Raw genomic sequence first — 18265 nt, forward strand, 5'->3', positions numbered from 1 at the left:
TCTATTTCATATTATAATAATGACGGGAGAGATGATGGATGAATTGGTCTTCGCTGCTGACGCTGATCTGTCCGCTGATGATGGTGGTTATGATGCTCGGGATGAAGGGAGCGCACGGACACGGACATGGCAAAAAGAGTTCTCATTCACACGGCGTTTCCTCAGCGGATTCCGGCATTCGGCTGGAGCTGGACGAACTGAAAGCGCAGAATGAGCAATTGAAGCGGGAGCTTGATACTTTAAAAGCGTACCAAAAGGCGGAATAGCATAATAATTGCGGCATAGGCAACCGGGAAAAAGAAGGTGACGATCATGGCGCGGCTCCGTGCGCTTGTTGTGGACGATGAATGGAATATGCGAAATCTGCTGCGAATTTATTTGATGAAGGAAGGCTTTTGGGTAAGCGAAGCCTCGACGGGACGGGAGGCGCTTTCGCTTATTGGCAGCGAGCCGTTCGATATCATGCTGCTGGACGTGATGATGCCCGACATGGATGGCTGGCAGGTATGTGAGGCTGTCAGGGACAAGAGCAGCGTGCCGATTCTCATGCTGACCGCCCGTTCCGAAACGAAGGACAAGATCCGGGGGCTGGAGACCGGGGCAGACGATTATCTGACGAAGCCGTTCGAGCCTGAGGAATTGGTGGCCCGGATGCATTCGCTGATCCGCAGGGCGAACCTGGCGCAGTATGCGGCTCCGAAGGAGCGGGTGCTGGAGTTCCCCGGGCTGGTCATCCGTCCGGATGCCCGCGAGGTGTCCGTCATGGACAGCGGGGTCGAGCTGACGCCGAAGGAATTCGATCTGCTGGCCGTTCTGTCCGGCAACCTGCAGCGCGCCTTCAGCCGGGATGAGCTGGTGGAGCGGCTGTGGGGACTTGATTTTGAGGGGGAAACCCGGGTTGTGGACACCCATATCAAGAATATCCGCGAAAAGCTGCAAAAAGCCGGCCTCGGCTACAATCCGGTTCAGACCGTCTGGGGAGTGGGCTATAAATTTCAGGTGCCCGGTGAAATCCAATGAAGAATAATCGAATCGGACTGAAGCTCGGCTTGATCATTTCTGGCCTCTTTCTCGTCGTGCTGCTGTTTCTGGGCGTGGCTGTCGACCGGATGTTCACCAGCTTTTATTATGCCAATATGCGGACAGAAACGGAGGACTTGGCTTCTCATTTTACCGTTATGGCCGAGTCTTCGGAGAATGATACGATGGGCATGATGGGGACGTTCGCCGAATTTTCGGGTGTCGGCATTTATAATGTGAGCCGGGAAGGTAACGTGATGATGCACTCGGGTGTCGAGGACCACGGGTGCATGTCTTTTGTCCGGAGTTCGGACCTGAATGCGATTTTTTCTGGGGAAAAGGTAAGCTATCTCTATAAAGATCCGGGTGGCGCGCGCCATTTCGTTTCGGTCGAACCGATCGTGAAGGATGGGCAGGTCGTCTCCGCCCTGTATATCGTGGCTTCAACCGAAAGGATGGACGAGTCGCTGGCGGGAGTACGGAAGCTGCTGATACTCTCCGGCATCGGCGCGTTCCTGCTTGCTTTGGGGAGCACATGGATTATCGCCCAGTTTCTGTCCAGGCCGCTTCTGCAGATGCAGAAGGCTACCCGGAAGATTGCCGCCGGAGAGCTGGAGACGAGAGTGGACATCGGGAACAGGGATGAGATCGGCGCGCTCGCCGGAGCGATTAACGATTTGGCGGTCGATCTGCAGCGTTACCGGGATTCGCGGCAGGAGTTTTTTGCCAATATCTCGCATGAGCTTCGGACGCCGATTACCTACCTTGAGGGGTATGCGAACGTGGTCAAAGAACGCCTGTACGAGACGGAAGAGGAAAAGGACCGGTATCTTGACATCATCTACATGGAAGCGCGTCGCATTCAGCATCTTGTGGATGATCTGTTCGAGCTGGCCAAAATGGAGGAAGGCAAGATCAGCCTAGCGCCGGAATGGGTCGATTTGGCGGAGCTTGCGGGGCAGGCGGTCGAGAAGACGAAGCTGAAAGCCGGGGACAAAAACCTGGAGCTACAATATACGGTGGAAGGTAAGCCGGTACCTATGTATACGGACGGTGCCCGGATGGAGCAAATTGTGCTGAATCTGCTGGAAAATGCAATCCGGTACACCGAGCGGGGATGGGTCCGCCTCCGGTTGTCGTTTGAGCCGGGTGAGGTGAAGCTGGCCGTACAGGATACGGGAATCGGAATACCTGAGGATGAGCTCCCTTATATATTCGAGCGGTTTTACCGGGTGGAGAAGTCCAGATCCCGCAGCCATGGCGGCACAGGCCTTGGGCTGTCCATCGTTCACAAGCTGGCGGGACTGCTCGGCGGAAATATCACAGTCACCAGCAAGGTGGGGGAAGGAACCTGTTTCGAGCTTCATTTTGCGCTGCGGCAGGAGGAACGTTAATGAAGAAAATCGAATGGCTGATTGTGGTTCTTCTGATCGGTATGGGCATAATGTGCATGAGCGTATCGGCGTTCTCGTTCCGCAGCATGCCTTTGATGCATTTTGGGGAACGCATGACGCGCGTGTTTGCCTGCATCGGGATGCTGGCTGTCGTTCTGCTGCTGCTTCTCGGCTGGTTGGCGTTCAGGAAGAAGCGCTGAAACCAGGGCAGAATAAAAGGTTTACCCCGGCATGCCGATCGCTTATCCTTATAAAAAGAAAATGCAGCCGGTCCGGGTGGTTCGCTGGTTATTTAGTCAGCCGGCGTTCCGTCCAAGCGGCCGCTTAATCAATAGAAAGGGGGGACCGGCGATGGCCTGGTCTTTTTACCCTCTGGGGGATTCGGCGGTGCTGATCGAGTTCGGCTCCGGCGTTGACGAGAAGCTTCATCAAGAAATAAGAGTCGCTGTGCGCCGGATTGAAGGCCGTCCGTTCCCCGGCTTTATCGAATGTGTTCCGGCTTTCACCACGTTGTGCGTCTATTATGATCTAATGGGGCTTCGCCTTCCGGAGCGAAAAATGACGGCGTTTGAGCATGTTTGTTCCCTCCTGCGGGAGATGGAGAAGACAGCCGATGAGGACAAGGAGGTCCAAAGCGGGCAGGTCATCGACATTCCGGTCTGCTACGGCGGCGAATTCGGTCCCGACCTTGGGCTTGTGGCGGAGCTGAACGGGTTAAGCGGGGAGGAAGTCGTTTCGATTCATTCCGGTGAACGGTATCTGGTGTATGCCATCGGCTTTGCGCCGGGGTTCCCTTATCTCGGAGGCATGCCGGATCGCATTGCGGCCCCGCGCAAACAGACGCCAAGGCTCAGCATTCCCGCCGGTTCAGTCGGCATTGCGGGCGCCCAAACCGGCATTTATCCCATCGAGACGCCCGGAGGCTGGCAGATTATCGGCAGAACGCCGCTCGCGCTCTTTCGGCCGGAGAAGTCGCCGCCGACCCTGCTTAAGGGAGGAGACTATATCCGGTTTCGTCCGATCGGGGAGGAAGAATACCGGAGATTGCGGGGAATGCAGCCATGAGCATCTATATACATAAACCGGGTCCGCTAACGACGATCCAGGATCTTGGGAGAACGGGCTATGGAAAATACGGCGTAATCGTCTCCGGAGCCATGGACCGGTTTGCCCATCGCGCGGCGAATTGGCTTGTAGGGAACAATGGCGGCGCGGCGGCGCTGGAGATTACGCTCTCGGGCTTTGCCGCCGAGTTCCGGCAGAATCACTGGATTGCGATAACGGGGGGCGATATGGCTCCCGTTATCGACGGCAGCCCGGTGCCAATGTGGCGTCCCGTATTCGTTCGAAAAGGCAGCAGGCTTGTGCTCAAACGGCCGGTCTCCGGCTGTCGGGCGCATGTGGCGGTCTCCGGTGGATTGGATGTCCCCGAGGTCATGGGCAGCCGCAGTACGTACCTGCGTGCAGGAATCGGCGGATTTGGAGGGAGGCCACTGAAAGCGGGGGATGAGCTGGCTGTAGGCCCTGCTTCGCTGCGGGACCCTTATCCAGTTCCGGCTTCGCTGGAGAGCAGGCTATGCAAGGCGCCGACGATTTCAGGGGCGGCTGGGGAAGACGGCCCCTTCTATGCGGTCCACTGGACCATTCCCTGGTCGCTGCTTCCGGCTTACAGCCGGAAGCCGGTGATCCGGGTGATCCGCGGCCGTCAGTGGGATGACTTTACCCAAGCCAGCCGCCGGGCTTTTTTGGAATCCGCCTTCCTTGTAACACCCCAATCGGACCGGATGGGCTACCGCTTGTCCGGGCCGTCCCTTGAGCTGGAATCGCCGCGCGAATATTTGTCCGAGGCCGTGGCGGTCGGGACGGTTCAGATTCCGGCAGACGGCCAGCCGATTGTGCTGATGGCCGACCGGCAGTCGCTCGGCGGCTATCCGAAGATCGCGCAGGTCATCAGCGCGGACCTTCCGGTGTTGGCCCAGACCGTGCCGGGAGGAAATGTCTCGTTTCGGGAGGTCACGCCGGAGGAGGCGGAATCCCTGTACCTGCGCGGAGAACGAAAGCTGAAACGGCTGGAAATGATGATCCGGCTGAAGCTGAAGGAGGGTTATCATGCTTGAGGTGGATTTGAACTGCGATATGGGAGAGAGCTTTGGCGCTTATATCATTGGCGCTGACGAAGCATTGCTTGCGGCCGTCACATCGGCGAATATTGCCTGCGGGTTCCATGCGGGCGATCCCGGTGTCATGCGCAAGGCGGTCCGGGCGGCGATCGCCGCTGGCGTGAGCGTCGGAGCGCATCCGGGCCTGCCGGATCTTACGGGCTTCGGGAGAAGGAATATGGACATTTCTCCCGAAGAGGCGTTCGATCTCGTGACGTACCAGATCGGCGCCTTGGACGCCTTCGTCCGGCAGGAGGATGGCCGGCTTCATCACGTGAAGCCGCACGGCGCTCTGTATAATATGGCCGCGGCTTCGCGTCCGCTTGCCGATGCCATCGCCGCCGCCGTGTCCCGGTTCGATCCGTCCCTGGTGCTGTACGGCCTGTCGGGAAGCGAGCTGCTCGCCGCCGGCCGCAAGGCAGGACTCACCACGGCAAGCGAAGTGTTCGCCGACCGGACGTATCAGCGGGACGGGTCGCTGACGCCGCGCCGTCAGCCGGGAGCCGTGATCACGGACATGGAACAATCGATCCGTCAGGTGATCCGCATGGTCAAGGAAGGGAATGTCCTGTCTTTGGACGGAGCAGAAGTCCCGCTTAAAGCGGATACCGTCTGCATCCACGGCGACGGGGCGGGCGCGGCCGCATTTGCCGCCGAGCTGGGCCGCCGGCTGAAAGCGGAGGGGATTGAGGTGAAGGCGAAGCGGTAGCTTTTAGTCCGTCAGGATATGCCCCGGAGGGAGCACCGTCCCGGTAAAGCCCGCCATCTGGCGGGCTTTGAAGCCGATCGGCCTGCCGCTGCCGGCGAGAATCATATTTTTCAGGCTGGAGGCGCCTTTTTCGGGGAGAATGAACGCTTCCGTATGTGGGAATACCGAAGTGAGTGTTGTGTGAACCGCCTGGATCAGCCGGTCATTCCCGCTTTTTCCCGTCAGGTTCATCAGCATTATCCCGCCAGGATTCAGCTTCGTCCGGACGAGGCTGAAGAACTCCTGCGAGATCAAATGTCCGGGCGTGCCCTTGTCGCTGAATGCGTCCAGAACGATATAATCGAAGACCCCGTCCCCCTCTTGTTCAAGCGTGTGGCGTCCGTCGCCGATCCTCACCGAATCCCCGCTGTATCCGAAATACGTTCTGCTGATTTCCGCGATCTCCTGGCCGATCTCCGCGGTGATGATTTTTTTGCCGGATAAGTGGCCGGAAATCGTCCCGACCCCATGCCCGATGATGAATACGTCCTCGAACGCCGGGTTGTTCCACTCCATCAAATGAAGGATCGCTCTCGGATACTCGAACAGGATCCGCTCCGGGCGATTAAGGTCCACCGCTCCCTGAACCGCCTCCTCCGAAAATTGCAGCAGCCGGAAACGCCCTTTCTCGCCATACCATTCATCCGTTTCGTATACCTCAATATCATGCCCGTCTCCGCGCGTCTTATAAAGCAGCTCCAATCTTCCCGTCCCCTTGCCGTTCTTTTTCTTTATGATAAGGGATAACGGCCGTGAATCAAAGTGCCTTACGGGTGCCGGTATCAAGCCGCATAACAGGAATGTCCGTCTCCAGAGAACAATTAGCATGTTTGTAAAAGGCATCATCGGGTAACTATAACTATGTGGCAAATAAGTAAAACCTTAAGAAGGAGGAGATAAGCATGGCCGATCAAATCCAAAACGAAGCGGAAATCCGCAACCGGGAAAATAAAGCTGGGGACTCGCTCGCCGAGATCAAGAAGATGGAAAACGGGGTAGATATCGAACCCGAAGCGGACGAGTGGGAAGCCAAACCGGCTCCAACCGCCCATCCCGACCCTGTGCCGAAAAAATAAGGCCCGTCATTAGAATATAAGTTAAGGCATAGCGAGCAGCTAAAATTTTCTAAAATTTTAAGAAAAACAGGCTTTCCTTTGGGACAGCCTGTTTTTTTGTGCCCGCGCGTCTTGTATACTGGAAGTAAATACCGGCTTTATAAATCTGTTGCTTAAGCGGCGCACTTTCTTGATCTGAAACCCATTTTACCTTTAGGGAGGAAAATGCAAATGCGTGATCGGAATCGAAACGCCCGTTACCGGCAGAATCGGCAGGACGCTCCTCACGGAGCCGCTCTTGAGAAGAAGTACGGTCCATATTCCGGGGTCCGCAGCGATATGAAGCTGGAAACTCTTCGAAAGCTGCAAGACGGCCCGCTCCAATCGCCGGCGATTAAAGAGCAGTCTCCCAATTAACGATTACGGTGGCAGCAGGCCGTATATCCGGGCATAACCTTTAGGGTTATGCTTTTTTTTGCTATCGGCTCCAGCTTGTGCGATTTTGGAATTCCGGTTGTCGTCTCTTCGCGGATTGTGATATATTTATCGACAAATTCTGCAGGCGGAGAGGAAGTCGGACAGCATGAGCCTTATCAATCGGTTCCATTCCATGGGGTTAAGGACAAAATTAATGCTTCTGCTGCTGATCATCACCGTTTTGCCCCTCGGATTGCTTGGGATGTTCTCGTACCGCAAGGCTTCCACGGAAATTCAGATCAAAGCTTACGAAATTATTTTGGAGAACCTGTCTCAGGTCAATCACAGCTTGACCGACTTTGTCCAGGATATTGAGCAATTGTCGATGTACATCTACAGTAACGAAGATATACAGGAGATATTGTCCAAACCGTCATCCCGGAGCGTGGCTGAGAAGTATGAGGACGAGCAGACGGTGAACGGCATTTTGAAGAGCTTTCTCGGCTTTAAATCCTGGGACATCGAGCTGTATGTGATCGGCGTGAACGGAGAACGTTATTTTACAGGCGATTTTTTGCCGCCCGCTTACCGGGATTACCAGCCGAACTGGGGATTATTCCGCAAGACAAGAATCGCGGGCGGCGGCCCTGCCTGGGATACCCATTACTCCCTGAAGAAAATCGAGGATTACGGAGCTGTGTTAAGCTCGGGAAGGCTCCTGAAATCGATAAAAACCGGGGAGACGCTCGGCTATTTCATCGTGGATATTAAGGAGTCCGCGCTGGCGGACAAGTATCAGAAGGCTCACCAGTATCCAGGCGGCGAGGTGTATTTGCTGGATGCGAACGGATATGTCATCTCCAGCAGTCCCTCTAAGCAGCAGGTCGGAACGCGCCTGAATAAAAGCTATATGGCTGAAGTGCTGAACGGCACCAAGGGCTATTTTTCCACAGTGGACGAAGGGTCTGACAAAATGATTATATACGACTCCTCCGATTCCTCCGGCTTCAAAATGGTGAGTGTCGTCCCGATCGGCGTATTGACGAAAGAGAGTCACAGCATCCGCAATTTGACGATATTTATCGTCATCTCATGCATACTGATCAGCTATTGCATTGCTTATTTGCTGTCCGATTACATGACGCGCCCATTACGCAAGCTTCGCTTGTTGATGAACGAGGTGGAGAAGGGCCGGATGGACGTTACCTTTCCTTCAAAATATGGCGACGAGGTCGGACATCTGGGACGCAGCTTTAATACGATGCTCCGGCAGATCAACCGGTTAATCCGCGAAGGCTATGAGAAGCAGATTCAGGTGCAGGAGGCGGAAATCAAGGCGATTCAGGCGCAGTTTACGCCCCACTTTTTGTATAATGCGCTCGATTCGATTAACTGGATGGCGCGATTACACGGAATGGATGCGATCAGCAAAGTGGCTTTATCGCTGGGCAATCTGCTGCGGTTCAGCATCCGACGCGGCAATCCGGTCATTCCGATCCGTGAGGACATGAAGCAGATCCGCAATTATCTGACGATTGTTCAGCTTAGATACCGCGACAAAATCAACATCGAGCTTGATATTGACGAGGGCATTCTTGATCTCTACACTCCGAAGCTGCTGCTGCAGCCCCTGGTTGAGAATGCGGTGGGGCACGGGCTGGAGATGAAGGAGGGCCAGGGAACATTGCGGATTTGGGCAGGTGCCGTAGACCGGGATGTAGAGTTCATCGTCGAGGACGATGGCGTCGGGATGAACGGGGACAAACTGGCGAAGCTGTGGGAGCAGGAGGGAGATAGCGGACCGTCCGCAAAGACACGGATTGGCCTGCACAATTTGAAGAAACGGCTGGAGCTGCATTTTGGGACGGCATATCAGCTGGAGGTGGAGAGTGAAGCGGGCAAAGGAACGAAGGTGACGATTCGGATTCCTTGCATTACTGATCCGAAGGAGGTTGAACGGGTTGTATAAAGTGTTGATTACAGACGATGAGTGGCTCATCAGGGAGGGACTGAAGCAGACGATTGACTGGCAGGCTCTCGATTGCGAGATTGTGGCCGAGGCTTTGAACGGAGAGCAATCGCTGCAGGCGGTTAAAGAGCATAAACCGGATATTTTGCTGACTGATATTCGGATGCCGAGTATGGATGGAATGCAGCTTGCGGAAGAAGCGCAGCGGATTCACCCTAGTATTCGCATTATATTTTTAACGGGATTTGATGACTTTACCTATGCACAGCAGGCAGTGAAGCTTAAAGCAGCTGATTATGTATTGAAGCCGACCAATCCGGATGAATTAGTGGAGGTCTTTGAGAAGGTCTGCGGGGATATCAAGGCCAGCAGGGACAATGAAACGGTCGAACGGGAGCTTAGAGAATGGGTGTCCGCCGGGTATACCCTTGTGCTGGAGAAGCTTCTTCATGACCAATTATTAGGGATTTCCGATCCGAAATCCGCCAGGATGTTAACGGAGATCATCGATAACCGGCGGCTGTGTGAAGAAGGGTTCCGCATTGCACTGATTCAGTATGAGGATCATACCTGCTGGCACGAGCAGCTCAAGGATGAACTGCATGACCGATTATGGGATATACTCATAGGGCCTCCTGTGACGCTGGGCGGGAACCGTGCGGCGCTAATGATCGGAGCGGATTCAGGAGATCATGGTAAGCAGCTCTGGAGCCGGATTCAAGAGATTTCAGGGAACAGCCCGCTCGTTATTGGGCTAAGCCTGCCGCATCAAAGCCTTGAGAGTGTAGGGCAGGCTCACCGCGAGGCGACGGCCGCGCTTCATTTCAAGCGCCCGGGTCCGGGGCAGAAGAGCGGAGTATATGAGTTTGGCGATATTGAGTGCTGGGGAGAGCAGCCTGTAGCTACAGATGCCGCCAATTTCAAACAGGTAGAGGCATTCATTCAGACACGCTATGCGGAGGATCTGTCCTTGCAGCAGCTCGCCGCCCAGTTTCACATAAGTGAGGCCCATTTCAGCAGACTGTTCCGTAAAGCTACGGGGACGACCTTTATTGATTATGTGACACAGGTGAGAATGGAAAAAGCGATGGAGCTGTTAAGTTCTCCTGATTCGCGGATATATGAAGTATCGCTGGCCGTCGGCTATCAGGATTCACGCTATTTCAGCCAGTTATTCCGCAAGGCTACAGGCAAGACCCCGACAGAATTCCGTAAAGAAAGGGAACTTATATAAGATGAGCTTGAAAAATGTAATCAGTGTAAGGAGTAACGAAGGGGAAGTTTGGAACTGTAGGAGCGATAGCGATCGCCTTTGTCTCCGGATTGCAACCGCGAAGAGTGGATTAAATCAAGAAATCTGGAGACAACAGCGGCCGGAAGTCCAAACGTTCCTCGTAGTTGCGACTGGTATCTGATGGAAAAATCTTTAGTTCAGCTTATATATGTGAATGATATGACAATTATGCGTTAGATGAATGTTAATAATAAAACCAGTAAAATCAAGGGATCGTCCCCGAAAGGGGGCGATTTTACTGTTTTTGGAGATCATTTTTTTAAACAATTACGAAATTTTGTCCCATTGAGGGAACAGTGGCCGCTAAGTATAGTGGGTATAGATTCAATCGATGAAAGAAAACATGACATCAAGCGGAGGTTGGAAAGAAATGAAGAAAAGATGGCTTAAAGGTCTCGTCGCTATGGCACTCATGACACTAACGATCACGGCATGCGGGGCTAAAGAGGACACAGCCGCAACTACCGGCTCTGAAAGCGGAGGAAAGGCCGGGGGCGGGAAATTGACGGTATACTCCCCGAATGCGGCGGAAATCAACAACCCCATTATTAAAGAGTTTCAAGACCGGACAGGAATTACAGTGGACTTGATCTCCGGAGGCACGGGGGAACTGCTGAAAAGAGTGCAGGCAGAAGCGGGAAATCCGCTAGGCGATGTATTCTGGGCGGGTGGCGCAGACTCCCTGGAATCCTATAAAGAATACTTCCAGCCTTATAAGACTAAGGAATATGACAACCTGCTGCCGGCTTACGTAGATAAGAATTCCTACTGGACGCCATTCAACGCGCTCCCGATGGTTATTACTTACAACAAAGAACTGGTGTCTGAAAGTGAGCTGCCAAAATCCTGGGAGGATCTGCTTGATCCGAAGTGGAAAGGCAATATCGCTTTTGCCGATCCGTCCAAATCCGGCTCTTCCTATACCCAGCTGGTGACAATGCTGACGGCTTTCGGCAAAGAAGACGGCAAGGGCTGGGATTACGTGAAGAAGCTGGTGGCGAATATGGATGGCAAAATCCTCTCCGGTTCAAGCCTTGTGCAGCGTGCCGTTCCGGACAAAGAATTCGCGCTCGGCATCACCCTTGAGGATGCGGCTCTTCGTTACATTGAAGGAGGCTCGCAAATCGGCATCATTTATCCGGCAGAAGGAACCTCCGCTGTACCTGACGGCGCAGCCATTATGAAAGGCAGCAAGAATCTCGAGCAGGCCAAGCAGTTCGTCGATTTCCTCGTAAGCAAAGACGCGCAGGAGATCGTGCAAAAGGAATTCAAGCGCCGCTCCGTGCGTAAGGATGTAGCTCCTGTAGAGGGTCTGCCTCAGACAGGCGATATCAAACTGGTCGATTATAACTTCGATTGGGCCGCGACCAATAAAGACGAAATTATTAAAAAGTTCACCCGAATCACGACTGGACAGGAATAAGGTATCACGTATCAAGGAGAAGAGCGGCGGCAGAGGGAGCATGAATCGGCTGCTGCCGCTCTTCCCGTCATTACCGGAAGCGAGGAGATACTCATGAGCAAGGTTGTTTTCGATCATGTCACAAAATACTTCGGTACGGCAAAGGCTGTTAATAATGCGCATTTTACTATAGAAGAAGGCGAGTTCTTCACCTTGCTCGGCCCCAGCGGATGCGGCAAGACGACGCTGCTTCGGACGATCGCGGGCTTCTACAGACAGGAAGAAGGCCATATTTATTTTGGCGATCAATTGATTAACGATGTACCCACTCACGAACGCAATATCGGCATGGTGTTTCAGAACTATGCGATTTTCCCCCATATGACTGTATTTGATAACGTGGCCTACGGCCTGAAGGCGAGAAAAGTTCCCAAGGACGAGATTCGGACCCGGGTGCTGGAGGCGCTCGACATGGTGGAGCTCACGCATCTTAAAGACCGCATACCGTCCAACATGAGCGGCGGGCAGCAGCAGCGGATTGCCTTGGCCCGCGCGATTGTCATCCGTCCGGCACTGCTGCTAATGGATGAACCTTTGTCGAACCTAGATGCCAAGCTGAGAGTGAAGATGCGCACGGATATCCGCAAGCTGCAAAAAGACTTGAACATCACGACCATTTACGTAACGCATGACCAGGAGGAGGCGCTGGCTGTATCCGACCGGATTGCCGTCCTGCATAATGGTACCGTCCAGCAGATTGCTTCCCCTGAGGAGATTTATCTGTATCCGCAAAACCGTTTTGTCGCAAACTTCATGGGCACCTCGAACTTTCTGGACGGAACCTGTGAAGGAGGCGCTACGCTTAGCAATCCCGCCAATATCAAGCTGATGGGCCTTGAAACCGAACTGCCTCTGCTAAAGCCGCATTCCGGGAAGGTGCTGTTCTCCATCCGGCCCGAACGGGTTAAACTGTCGCCTGAGCCTTCCGTGGAACATGAATATAAAGGCACGATAGACGAGGTTACTTTCCTTGGGGAGAAAGTCAGCTATACGGTAAAAATGGCGTCGGGAGAATCCATTGAGGTTCATGACCATTCGGTGTATACGCGGGATATTTACAAACCGAAGCAGCCTGTTTATCTTGATCTGCAGCTGAGCCAGTCCGTCATTTACAATGGTAGCGGCGAGGAGGTGATCTACCGTGCTATCGAGAGCTGAGCCTAGTCCGGGCAATGTCATCCGGCAGAGACTTCTGCTTAGAAAATGGGATTTCTGGACCGCAGTCACGATCGTGGTCTACCTGCTGCTCTGCGTCTTCGTGGTTTACCCGCTGGTCACGTTGTTCATCAACAGCTTTATCAGCGAAGAAGGCGGCTTCACGATCGAGAATTATATTACCTTCATTTCATTAAAATACTACCGTATGGCGCTGCTGAACAGCTTTATGGTATCCGCGCTTGCCACACTGGGGGCAATCCTGATCGGAGTACCGCTGGCCTATTTATCCACCCGGTATGCGATTAAATTCAAAGGTCTCATGCAGATTATGATTGTGATGTCTCTGCTGTCGCCTCCGTTCATTGGCGCGTATTCGTGGATCTTGCTGATGGGCAACAACGGTTTTATTACCAGATTTATTCGAGACCTCGGCATTTCGGTTCCGTCGATCTACGGAATGCACGGTATCGTGTTCGTTTTCGCGCTGCAATTTTATCCGCATATCTTCCTGTACGTCTCCGGCGCGCTGAAGACGATCGATACGTCGCTGGAGGAAGCGTCGGAAAGCCTCGGGATGACCTCCTGGCAGCGTCTTCGCACCGTGACCTTGCCCTTGATTTTTCCAACTCTGTCGGCCGGGGCGTTAATGGTATTCATGGCATCCTTCGCGGATTTCGGCACACCGATGCTGCTGGGACAAGGCTTCAAGGTGCTCCCGATTCTCGCCTATGAGCAGTTCGTGAGCGAGATGGGCGGCAACCCGGCGATGGCCAGTACGCTGAGCATCATCCTGATCTTGTTCTCCACGTCGGTCTTGTTCACTCAGCGATATTTCGTCGCACGCAAAAACTTTTCAATGACGGGCATGCGCACACCGAAGCTGATTCCGCTGAAGCCACTCGCGAAGACGCTGCTGACAATTCTTGCTTTTATTCCGGCGTGTATTTCGATCCTGCCGCAGCTTACAGTCATCTTAACGTCATTTATCAAAACGAAGGGTCCTGTCTTCCAGTCAGGGTTTAGCCTCGATAGCTACAGGGAAGTGCTGTACCGGGTTCCCCGTTCGATTATTCACACGTATTCGTATTCCATTCTGTCCATCATCATTATGGTTGCGGGCGGCATGCTGATTTCGTATATCCTGGTGCGGCGCAAATCCAAGCTTACGGCGGCACTCGACGGCATTCTGATGATTCCGTATGTCATGCCTGGGACGGTGCTCGGGATCAGTCTGATTGTCGCTTTTAACAAACCGCCGGTTGTGCTAACGGGAACATGGATCATTCTTGTCATTGCCTATGTCGTGCGCAAAATTCCATACACCATACGCTCCAGCACCGCCATTCTTCATCAGCTTGACCGCAGTGTGGAGGAAGCGTCCATCAGTCTGGGCGTTCCGCCGATGAAGACGTTCTTCAAGACAACTGGAAGGCTGATGGCGCCGGGCGTCATATCCGGAGCGATTCTGAGCTGGATTACAACGATTAACGAGCTTAGCTCGACTCTTGTGTTGTATTATGGAGCAACAGCAACGATTTCCGTTACGATCTATAGCGAGGTATTCACCTCCAATTATGGAACGGGTGCGGCGCTTGCATCGATTCTGACGTTAAGCACGCTGATTTCCTTGCTCATTGCGAATAAGCTGTCCGGCGGAAAAGGGCTATCCGTGTAAGGACCCAGTAGAAAGGGAGGATGACAATGACAAAAAACAGTGTCGTATGGGCGGCTTTATTAGTCATTATTACGGTTACCGTCATTGTATATTCCAACTATTTCACTGAGGTCAAGCGGGTCCCGGAGCAATATGACACGGAAAAAGAGAAGCTGGTCTGCTGGATCTATACGGACGGGTGGTCGGACCTGCTGGCGTCGTATCAGAAAGCCCATTCGGGTGTTGAGCTTGAAGTGAGAGTATTTCCTTCATATAAGGAACTGTATACAGAGCTTCTCGCGGCGCTGTCGATTCAGACCGCTCCGCAGATAACTGAGCTGGACAGCTCCTACGGGCTGTCTGAACTGGTCTCGATGAATGCGTTAGCACCGGTCTTCGGCAGTGCGCTTCTCCCCGGAGAGATTATGCCTGCGGCGGCCAAGCCATTCACTTATGGCGAACGGTTATGGGCGGTTCCGGCGGGAGTCTCCGTTCCGGTGATGTTCTACAATAAGAACCTGATGAAATGGACGGGTGTGGATAAAGCGATCGACTTCTCTTCTCTGGAGGAGCTTGGAAGCAAAACGAAGGCATGGAAAGCCGATCTGACGGCCCGCAATTCGGCGGGCTGGGAGCAAGCGCTGGTCATGGATGATTCGAAGCCGTTTATTCTGCTGAATTTATGGGAGCAATCCCGGCAAAGCGGCCTGCCCGGTAATCAAAGACTGGAACGCCTGCTCCGGATATGGAGCGGACTCGTCTTTGATTCGAAGGCCATGAAGCCGCTTCGCAGCCAGTTGGCGCCGAGTGATTTCATTTCCGGCAAGACGTTATTTTATATGACCCATTCAAATATGATACCTTGGCTGGACCATTACATTGCCGGAAAATTTGAGTATGACATGCTTCCGGCGCCGCTTGCGGGCGGGAATGTGTTACTGCCTCACATCAGCTCATTTGGCATCGTGGCCGGCAAGAAGGCTGGGAGTGCGGCGGAAAATGTGGTGAACTACCTCGCCTCCTCCGAAGCTCAGACCAAGGTGCTTGAGGCAACCGGGTATTTGCCGGTGCGAAATCAGACGATTGAGGCCATCACCCGAAACTATGCCTTAAACAGAAAATATGGCGTGCTTCTTGGCGCGGTCGGCACGCTGGAGAGCCAGAAGCCATCGGCAGACGCGGGTCTGCGCTGGGAACAGATCACGCAAATCCTTAACCATCTGGAGATGGAACAGGAGGCGGATTTCGGTGCATACGCTGCGCAATTACTGCCATACATGCCCTAATCTTTAGGGCATTTGGATGGGCGATGCTGCCGGGATGGAATATATATTGGACAGGGGAAGGTTAACATGATTGAAATGGATTGGATTTCAGTTCAAGGCACGGGGGAGTGGAATGAGGACGCCGTCATACTGAATGAGGAGCTGAAGCTCTATGGTGTGGTGGACGGCGCCACTTCGCTTGTGCCGTTCCGCGGGGAAGGCAATGAAACCGGCGGTCGGCTAGCTTCTCAAATCGTCAAGCAATATGCCGAAAGTGTAACCGCTGCAGAATTTAGAGGAATGGAAGCCCTTCTTCGGGATGCCAACCTCCGGCTGGGCCAGGAAATGAAACGATGCGGGATTAATCCGCAGTCGAAGGATGAATTATGGACAGCGGGCGCAGCCCTTGTTCGCATAACCGATGCCGCCGTCGAGTTCATACAGGCCGGTGATTGCATGATCTATGCGATTTATGAGGATGGGGCGATCCGGTCGATAACCCGGGATCATGTGGCTGCGATTGATCATGAGTCGAAGCGGATATGGGTCGATGGCATTGAGGAGGGAGTGCGCTCCAAAGATCAATTATGGGAGACGGTCAAGCCCGTAATTGCGGCTAACAAGCAGAAAATGAACACGGCCGAAGGGTATTCTGTCCTTAACGGAATGGCTGAAGCGGAGCAGTTCTTCGAATATGGAAGAATCAACCGGATCCGGCTGCAGAGCCTGCTGCTCGTATCGGACGGCCTGTTCTATCCGGAGGAGGGTGAAACCTCTGAAGAGGATGGGGTTAAATCAATGGTCCGCGAGGTCAGGCAGACAGGCCTTAGCCGTTATGCCGAGTGGCTGCTGCAATTGGAACGGGAAGACTCCGAATGCATTCGCTATCCCCGGTTTAAAGTATCGGATGACAAGACTGGGATTTATATCCGATTGAGATAATTAAGGTTAAGGTCCGCGCAAACCACATGCGGCCTTTAAAGCCCTGCTAATGCAGGGCTGATTTTATGCGCATATTCCTGTCTCCAGAATGGCATAATATGCCCGATTTGCAAGAAAAAATCGGATATTCCATTCTGACAGTGAAGGCGGGAAGTTAATGATATCGGGATTGTTTTCTTGGGGCCGGGAGGCGGCGCATAGTCTGCCCGGGGAATACTTTTTTTATTTTATTGTCTATTCGATATTGGGCTGGCTTATCGAGGGATTGTATAACCGGTACAGCAACGGGACATTCCGCAAGGAGGGCCTGATGAAAGGGCCGTATAAACCGATGTACGGCTTCACTCCTCTGCTTCTGCTGGCCTTGGGCGGCACGACCATGCCGCTGCCGCTGTTTCTGGCCGCGGCATTTATCGTACCGTCGGCTGTGGAATATGCCACCGGGGCTTTGCTGAAGCTTCTGTTCCGCCGCCGGTGGTGGGATTACACGGGCCAGGAGTTTCAACTCGGCGGACATATCTGTCTGCTGTTTTCACTGTACTGGTGGGGATTAGCCGTTGTATGCCTCGTTGCCGTTCATCCGCTGATGATTCATCTGTACTCGCTGACGGTGGATGTCTGGAGCGTGCTCCTTCCCTTGGTATCTCTCGGCTTTGCCGCCGATCTTGCCCTGACTTTCCTCATTCGCCGCAGGGAAGCGGGGGTGATGGAGTTTGGCAATGAGGCCGGCGATGTATTGTAACGTCCGGGCTTAAAGAGTCGTTGTTTACACAAGAAAATGACAGGCGGTCTCCTCATGAGGCTGCCTGTCATTTTTTTGCCGAAGACTTGAAGTGGGCGATGTGCTAGAATGGGATGGATGAAATACCCAGTCTTGGGAATGCTCCGCATGCAGCCTTAGGGCAGGGCGGAGCTTGGGGAGGAAACTGGAATGGCCGGAAGTCTGCTTGTCGTCTTTCTTCTTACAATGGTTATACATACCGCCGAAACACTGTCGTATTCCGTCCGGTACGCCGGGGTCAGACTGAACAAAATCGCGATCGCGCTGTCCCTGACCGGCATTATTGTGCTCGTCTCTCGAACGGCAAATCTGATTCAGGCTCCGCTGACTGCCAAATTTGTGGATGTCGCGAGAAACGATTCAAGCTTTCATCTGGAGAATTATTTAAGGATTATCCTGCTGGGCGGCTCGCTCGGAACGTTGATTGCCATCGGACTGTTCCCCACTTTTATCGGGTTGTTCGGACGCATCATTGCCAAGCTGGAAATCCAGGGTTCTATCCCGAAGCTGCTGGCCAGCGTCACGATCGGACAATTGAAAAATACCCGGAAGTATGTCAGACGGCCGAAAATCGGGCTGTACTATTTCCGATACCTGGATGTTCCGAAACGGCTGATCGTGCTGAATATTTTCGTTACGGCTTTCTATACGGTGGGCGTGATGTCGTCGCTGTATGCGGCCCATCTCGTGCCGCAGTTCAGCACGACCGCCTCCCAGGCTTCGGGGATCATTAACGGGATGGCGACGATACTGCTGACAATCTTCATTGACCCGCAGCTCGGGCTGATCACTGACAAGGCGACGGCCAGCCCGGAGCACCGCAGCCAGCTTGGCAAGGTATATGTGCTGCTCATGGGCTCCCGGTTTCTGGGCACGCTGCTAGGCCAGTTCGTTCTTTATCCCGCTGCCCTTTTGATTACCTTGATCGTCCGGCTGATGGTGTAGGG

Annotated in this window: 19 protein-coding genes; 18 read left to right on the plus strand and 1 reads right to left on the minus strand. The window is 53.6% G+C overall.

What is annotated here, in order from left to right; genetic code table 11:
- Nucleotides 1–38 precede the first annotated feature (38 nt).
- From PSAB_RS10460 to PSAB_RS10490, 7 genes are all read left to right on the plus strand, one after another.
- Nucleotides 39–266 (plus strand): coiled-coil domain-containing protein, encoded by a 228-nt coding sequence (locus PSAB_RS10460; RefSeq protein WP_025334529.1) that lies wholly within the window; start codon nucleotides 39–41, stop codon nucleotides 264–266.
- A gap of 46 nt (nucleotides 267–312) precedes the next feature.
- Nucleotides 313–1020: a response regulator transcription factor gene (locus PSAB_RS10465; protein WP_025334530.1), complete on the plus strand. Its 708-nt coding sequence runs from the start codon at nucleotides 313–315 to the stop codon at nucleotides 1018–1020.
- Nucleotides 1017–2414 carry a sensor histidine kinase gene (locus tag PSAB_RS10470; RefSeq protein WP_025334531.1) on the plus strand — a complete coding sequence of 466 codons (1398 nt, stop codon included), beginning with the start codon at nucleotides 1017–1019 and terminating at the stop codon, nucleotides 2412–2414. The genes PSAB_RS10465 and PSAB_RS10470 overlap by 4 nt, the downstream gene beginning before the upstream one ends.
- Nucleotides 2414–2614, plus strand: a complete 201-nt coding sequence (locus tag PSAB_RS10475; protein WP_025334532.1) for a hypothetical protein — start codon at nucleotides 2414–2416, stop codon at nucleotides 2612–2614. The genes PSAB_RS10470 and PSAB_RS10475 overlap by 1 nt, the downstream gene beginning before the upstream one ends.
- A 151-nt stretch (nucleotides 2615–2765) precedes the next feature.
- Complete coding sequence (gene pxpB / locus PSAB_RS10480) at nucleotides 2766–3479, plus strand: 5-oxoprolinase subunit PxpB (RefSeq protein WP_025334533.1); 714 nt, start codon at nucleotides 2766–2768, stop codon at nucleotides 3477–3479.
- On the plus strand, nucleotides 3476–4531 hold the full coding sequence (locus PSAB_RS10485; RefSeq protein ID WP_025334534.1) for a 5-oxoprolinase subunit C family protein: 1056 nt from the start codon (nucleotides 3476–3478) through the stop codon (nucleotides 4529–4531). The genes pxpB and PSAB_RS10485 overlap by 4 nt, the downstream gene beginning before the upstream one ends.
- Complete coding sequence (locus PSAB_RS10490) at nucleotides 4524–5282, plus strand: LamB/YcsF family protein (RefSeq protein WP_025334535.1); 759 nt, start codon at nucleotides 4524–4526, stop codon at nucleotides 5280–5282. Before PSAB_RS10485 ends, PSAB_RS10490 begins: the two co-directional genes overlap by 8 nt.
- A 3-nt stretch (nucleotides 5283–5285) precedes the next feature.
- On the opposite strand, the gene PSAB_RS10495 is transcribed toward PSAB_RS10490, so the two are convergent.
- Complete coding sequence (locus PSAB_RS10495) at nucleotides 5286–6023, minus strand: spermidine synthase (RefSeq protein WP_025334536.1); 738 nt, start codon at nucleotides 6021–6023, stop codon at nucleotides 5286–5288.
- A 200-nt stretch (nucleotides 6024–6223) separates the two neighbouring features.
- On the opposite strand from PSAB_RS10495, the gene PSAB_RS25930 reads away from it, so the two are divergent.
- The 11 genes from PSAB_RS25930 (at nucleotide 6224) to PSAB_RS10545 (ending at nucleotide 18263) form a co-directional block, all read left to right on the plus strand.
- Nucleotides 6224–6397 carry a hypothetical protein gene (locus PSAB_RS25930; RefSeq protein ID WP_165098904.1) on the plus strand — a complete coding sequence of 58 codons (174 nt, stop codon included), beginning with the start codon at nucleotides 6224–6226 and terminating at the stop codon, nucleotides 6395–6397.
- Between the two features lie 210 nt (nucleotides 6398–6607).
- Nucleotides 6608–6793, plus strand: coding sequence for a hypothetical protein (locus tag PSAB_RS10500; RefSeq protein WP_025334537.1), 186 nt, complete (start codon nucleotides 6608–6610; stop codon nucleotides 6791–6793).
- 166 nt (nucleotides 6794–6959) lie between these two features.
- Nucleotides 6960–8762: a cache domain-containing sensor histidine kinase gene (locus tag PSAB_RS10505; protein WP_025334538.1), complete on the plus strand. Its 1803-nt coding sequence runs from the start codon at nucleotides 6960–6962 to the stop codon at nucleotides 8760–8762.
- 1 nt (nucleotide 8763) lies between these two features.
- Nucleotides 8764–9996 (plus strand): response regulator, encoded by a 1233-nt coding sequence (locus PSAB_RS10510; protein WP_226991817.1) that lies wholly within the window; start codon nucleotides 8764–8766, stop codon nucleotides 9994–9996.
- 430 nt (nucleotides 9997–10426) lie between these two features.
- Entirely contained in the window at nucleotides 10427–11479 is a 1053-nt protein-coding gene (locus tag PSAB_RS10515) for an ABC transporter substrate-binding protein (RefSeq protein WP_025334540.1), read from the plus strand.
- A 93-nt stretch (nucleotides 11480–11572) separates the two neighbouring features.
- Nucleotides 11573–12676: an ABC transporter ATP-binding protein gene (locus PSAB_RS10520; protein ID WP_025334541.1), complete on the plus strand. Its 1104-nt coding sequence runs from the start codon at nucleotides 11573–11575 to the stop codon at nucleotides 12674–12676.
- On the plus strand, nucleotides 12660–14351 hold the full coding sequence (locus PSAB_RS10525; RefSeq protein ID WP_226991786.1) for an ABC transporter permease: 1692 nt from the start codon (nucleotides 12660–12662) through the stop codon (nucleotides 14349–14351). Before PSAB_RS10520 ends, PSAB_RS10525 begins: the two co-directional genes overlap by 17 nt.
- A gap of 26 nt (nucleotides 14352–14377) precedes the next feature.
- The gene (locus PSAB_RS10530) at nucleotides 14378–15616 is read left to right on the plus strand and encodes an extracellular solute-binding protein (RefSeq protein WP_025334543.1); all 1239 of its coding nucleotides are present in this window, start codon (nucleotides 14378–14380) and stop codon (nucleotides 15614–15616) included.
- A gap of 66 nt (nucleotides 15617–15682) precedes the next feature.
- Nucleotides 15683–16537 (plus strand): protein phosphatase 2C domain-containing protein, encoded by an 855-nt coding sequence (locus tag PSAB_RS10535; protein WP_025334544.1) that lies wholly within the window; start codon nucleotides 15683–15685, stop codon nucleotides 16535–16537.
- Between the two features lie 157 nt (nucleotides 16538–16694).
- On the plus strand, nucleotides 16695–17279 hold the full coding sequence (locus tag PSAB_RS10540) for a putative ABC transporter permease (RefSeq protein WP_025334545.1): 585 nt from the start codon (nucleotides 16695–16697) through the stop codon (nucleotides 17277–17279).
- Nucleotides 17280–17468: 189 nt separating this feature from the next.
- A complete protein-coding gene (locus PSAB_RS10545) occupies nucleotides 17469–18263 on the plus strand; it encodes a lipid II flippase Amj family protein (RefSeq protein ID WP_025334546.1) in 795 nt (264 codons plus the stop codon).
- Nucleotides 18264–18265: the final 2 nt, after the last annotated feature.

Source organism: Paenibacillus sabinae T27 (assembly GCF_000612505.1).
In the GTDB taxonomy this organism is placed as follows: domain Bacteria; phylum Bacillota; class Bacilli; order Paenibacillales; family Paenibacillaceae; genus Paenibacillus_AQ; species Paenibacillus_AQ sabinae.

Bases quoted from the DNA above. Each gene is read 5' to 3' on its own strand.
- PSAB_RS10460 (WP_025334529.1), top strand. From the start codon at position 39: ATGAATTGGTCTTCGCTGCTGACGCTGATCTGTCCGCTGATGATGGTG.
- PSAB_RS10465 (WP_025334530.1), top strand. From the start codon at position 313: ATGGCGCGGCTCCGTGCGCTTGTTGTGGACGATGAATGGAATATGCGA.
- PSAB_RS10470 (WP_025334531.1), top strand. From the start codon at position 1,017: ATGAAGAATAATCGAATCGGACTGAAGCTCGGCTTGATCATTTCTGGC.
- PSAB_RS10475 (WP_025334532.1), top strand. From the start codon at position 2,414: ATGAAGAAAATCGAATGGCTGATTGTGGTTCTTCTGATCGGTATGGGC.
- pxpB (WP_025334533.1), top strand. From the start codon at position 2,766: ATGGCCTGGTCTTTTTACCCTCTGGGGGATTCGGCGGTGCTGATCGAG.
- PSAB_RS10485 (WP_025334534.1), top strand. From the start codon at position 3,476: ATGAGCATCTATATACATAAACCGGGTCCGCTAACGACGATCCAGGAT.
- PSAB_RS10490 (WP_025334535.1), top strand. From the start codon at position 4,524: ATGCTTGAGGTGGATTTGAACTGCGATATGGGAGAGAGCTTTGGCGCT.
- PSAB_RS25930 (WP_165098904.1), top strand. From the start codon at position 6,224: ATGGCCGATCAAATCCAAAACGAAGCGGAAATCCGCAACCGGGAAAAT.
- PSAB_RS10500 (WP_025334537.1), top strand. From the start codon at position 6,608: ATGCGTGATCGGAATCGAAACGCCCGTTACCGGCAGAATCGGCAGGAC.
- PSAB_RS10505 (WP_025334538.1), top strand. From the start codon at position 6,960: ATGAGCCTTATCAATCGGTTCCATTCCATGGGGTTAAGGACAAAATTA.
- PSAB_RS10515 (WP_025334540.1), top strand. From the start codon at position 10,427: ATGAAGAAAAGATGGCTTAAAGGTCTCGTCGCTATGGCACTCATGACA.
- PSAB_RS10520 (WP_025334541.1), top strand. From the start codon at position 11,573: ATGAGCAAGGTTGTTTTCGATCATGTCACAAAATACTTCGGTACGGCA.
- PSAB_RS10530 (WP_025334543.1), top strand. From the start codon at position 14,378: ATGACAAAAAACAGTGTCGTATGGGCGGCTTTATTAGTCATTATTACG.
- PSAB_RS10535 (WP_025334544.1), top strand. From the start codon at position 15,683: ATGATTGAAATGGATTGGATTTCAGTTCAAGGCACGGGGGAGTGGAAT.
- PSAB_RS10540 (WP_025334545.1), top strand. From the start codon at position 16,695: ATGATATCGGGATTGTTTTCTTGGGGCCGGGAGGCGGCGCATAGTCTG.
- PSAB_RS10545 (WP_025334546.1), top strand. From the start codon at position 17,469: ATGGCCGGAAGTCTGCTTGTCGTCTTTCTTCTTACAATGGTTATACAT.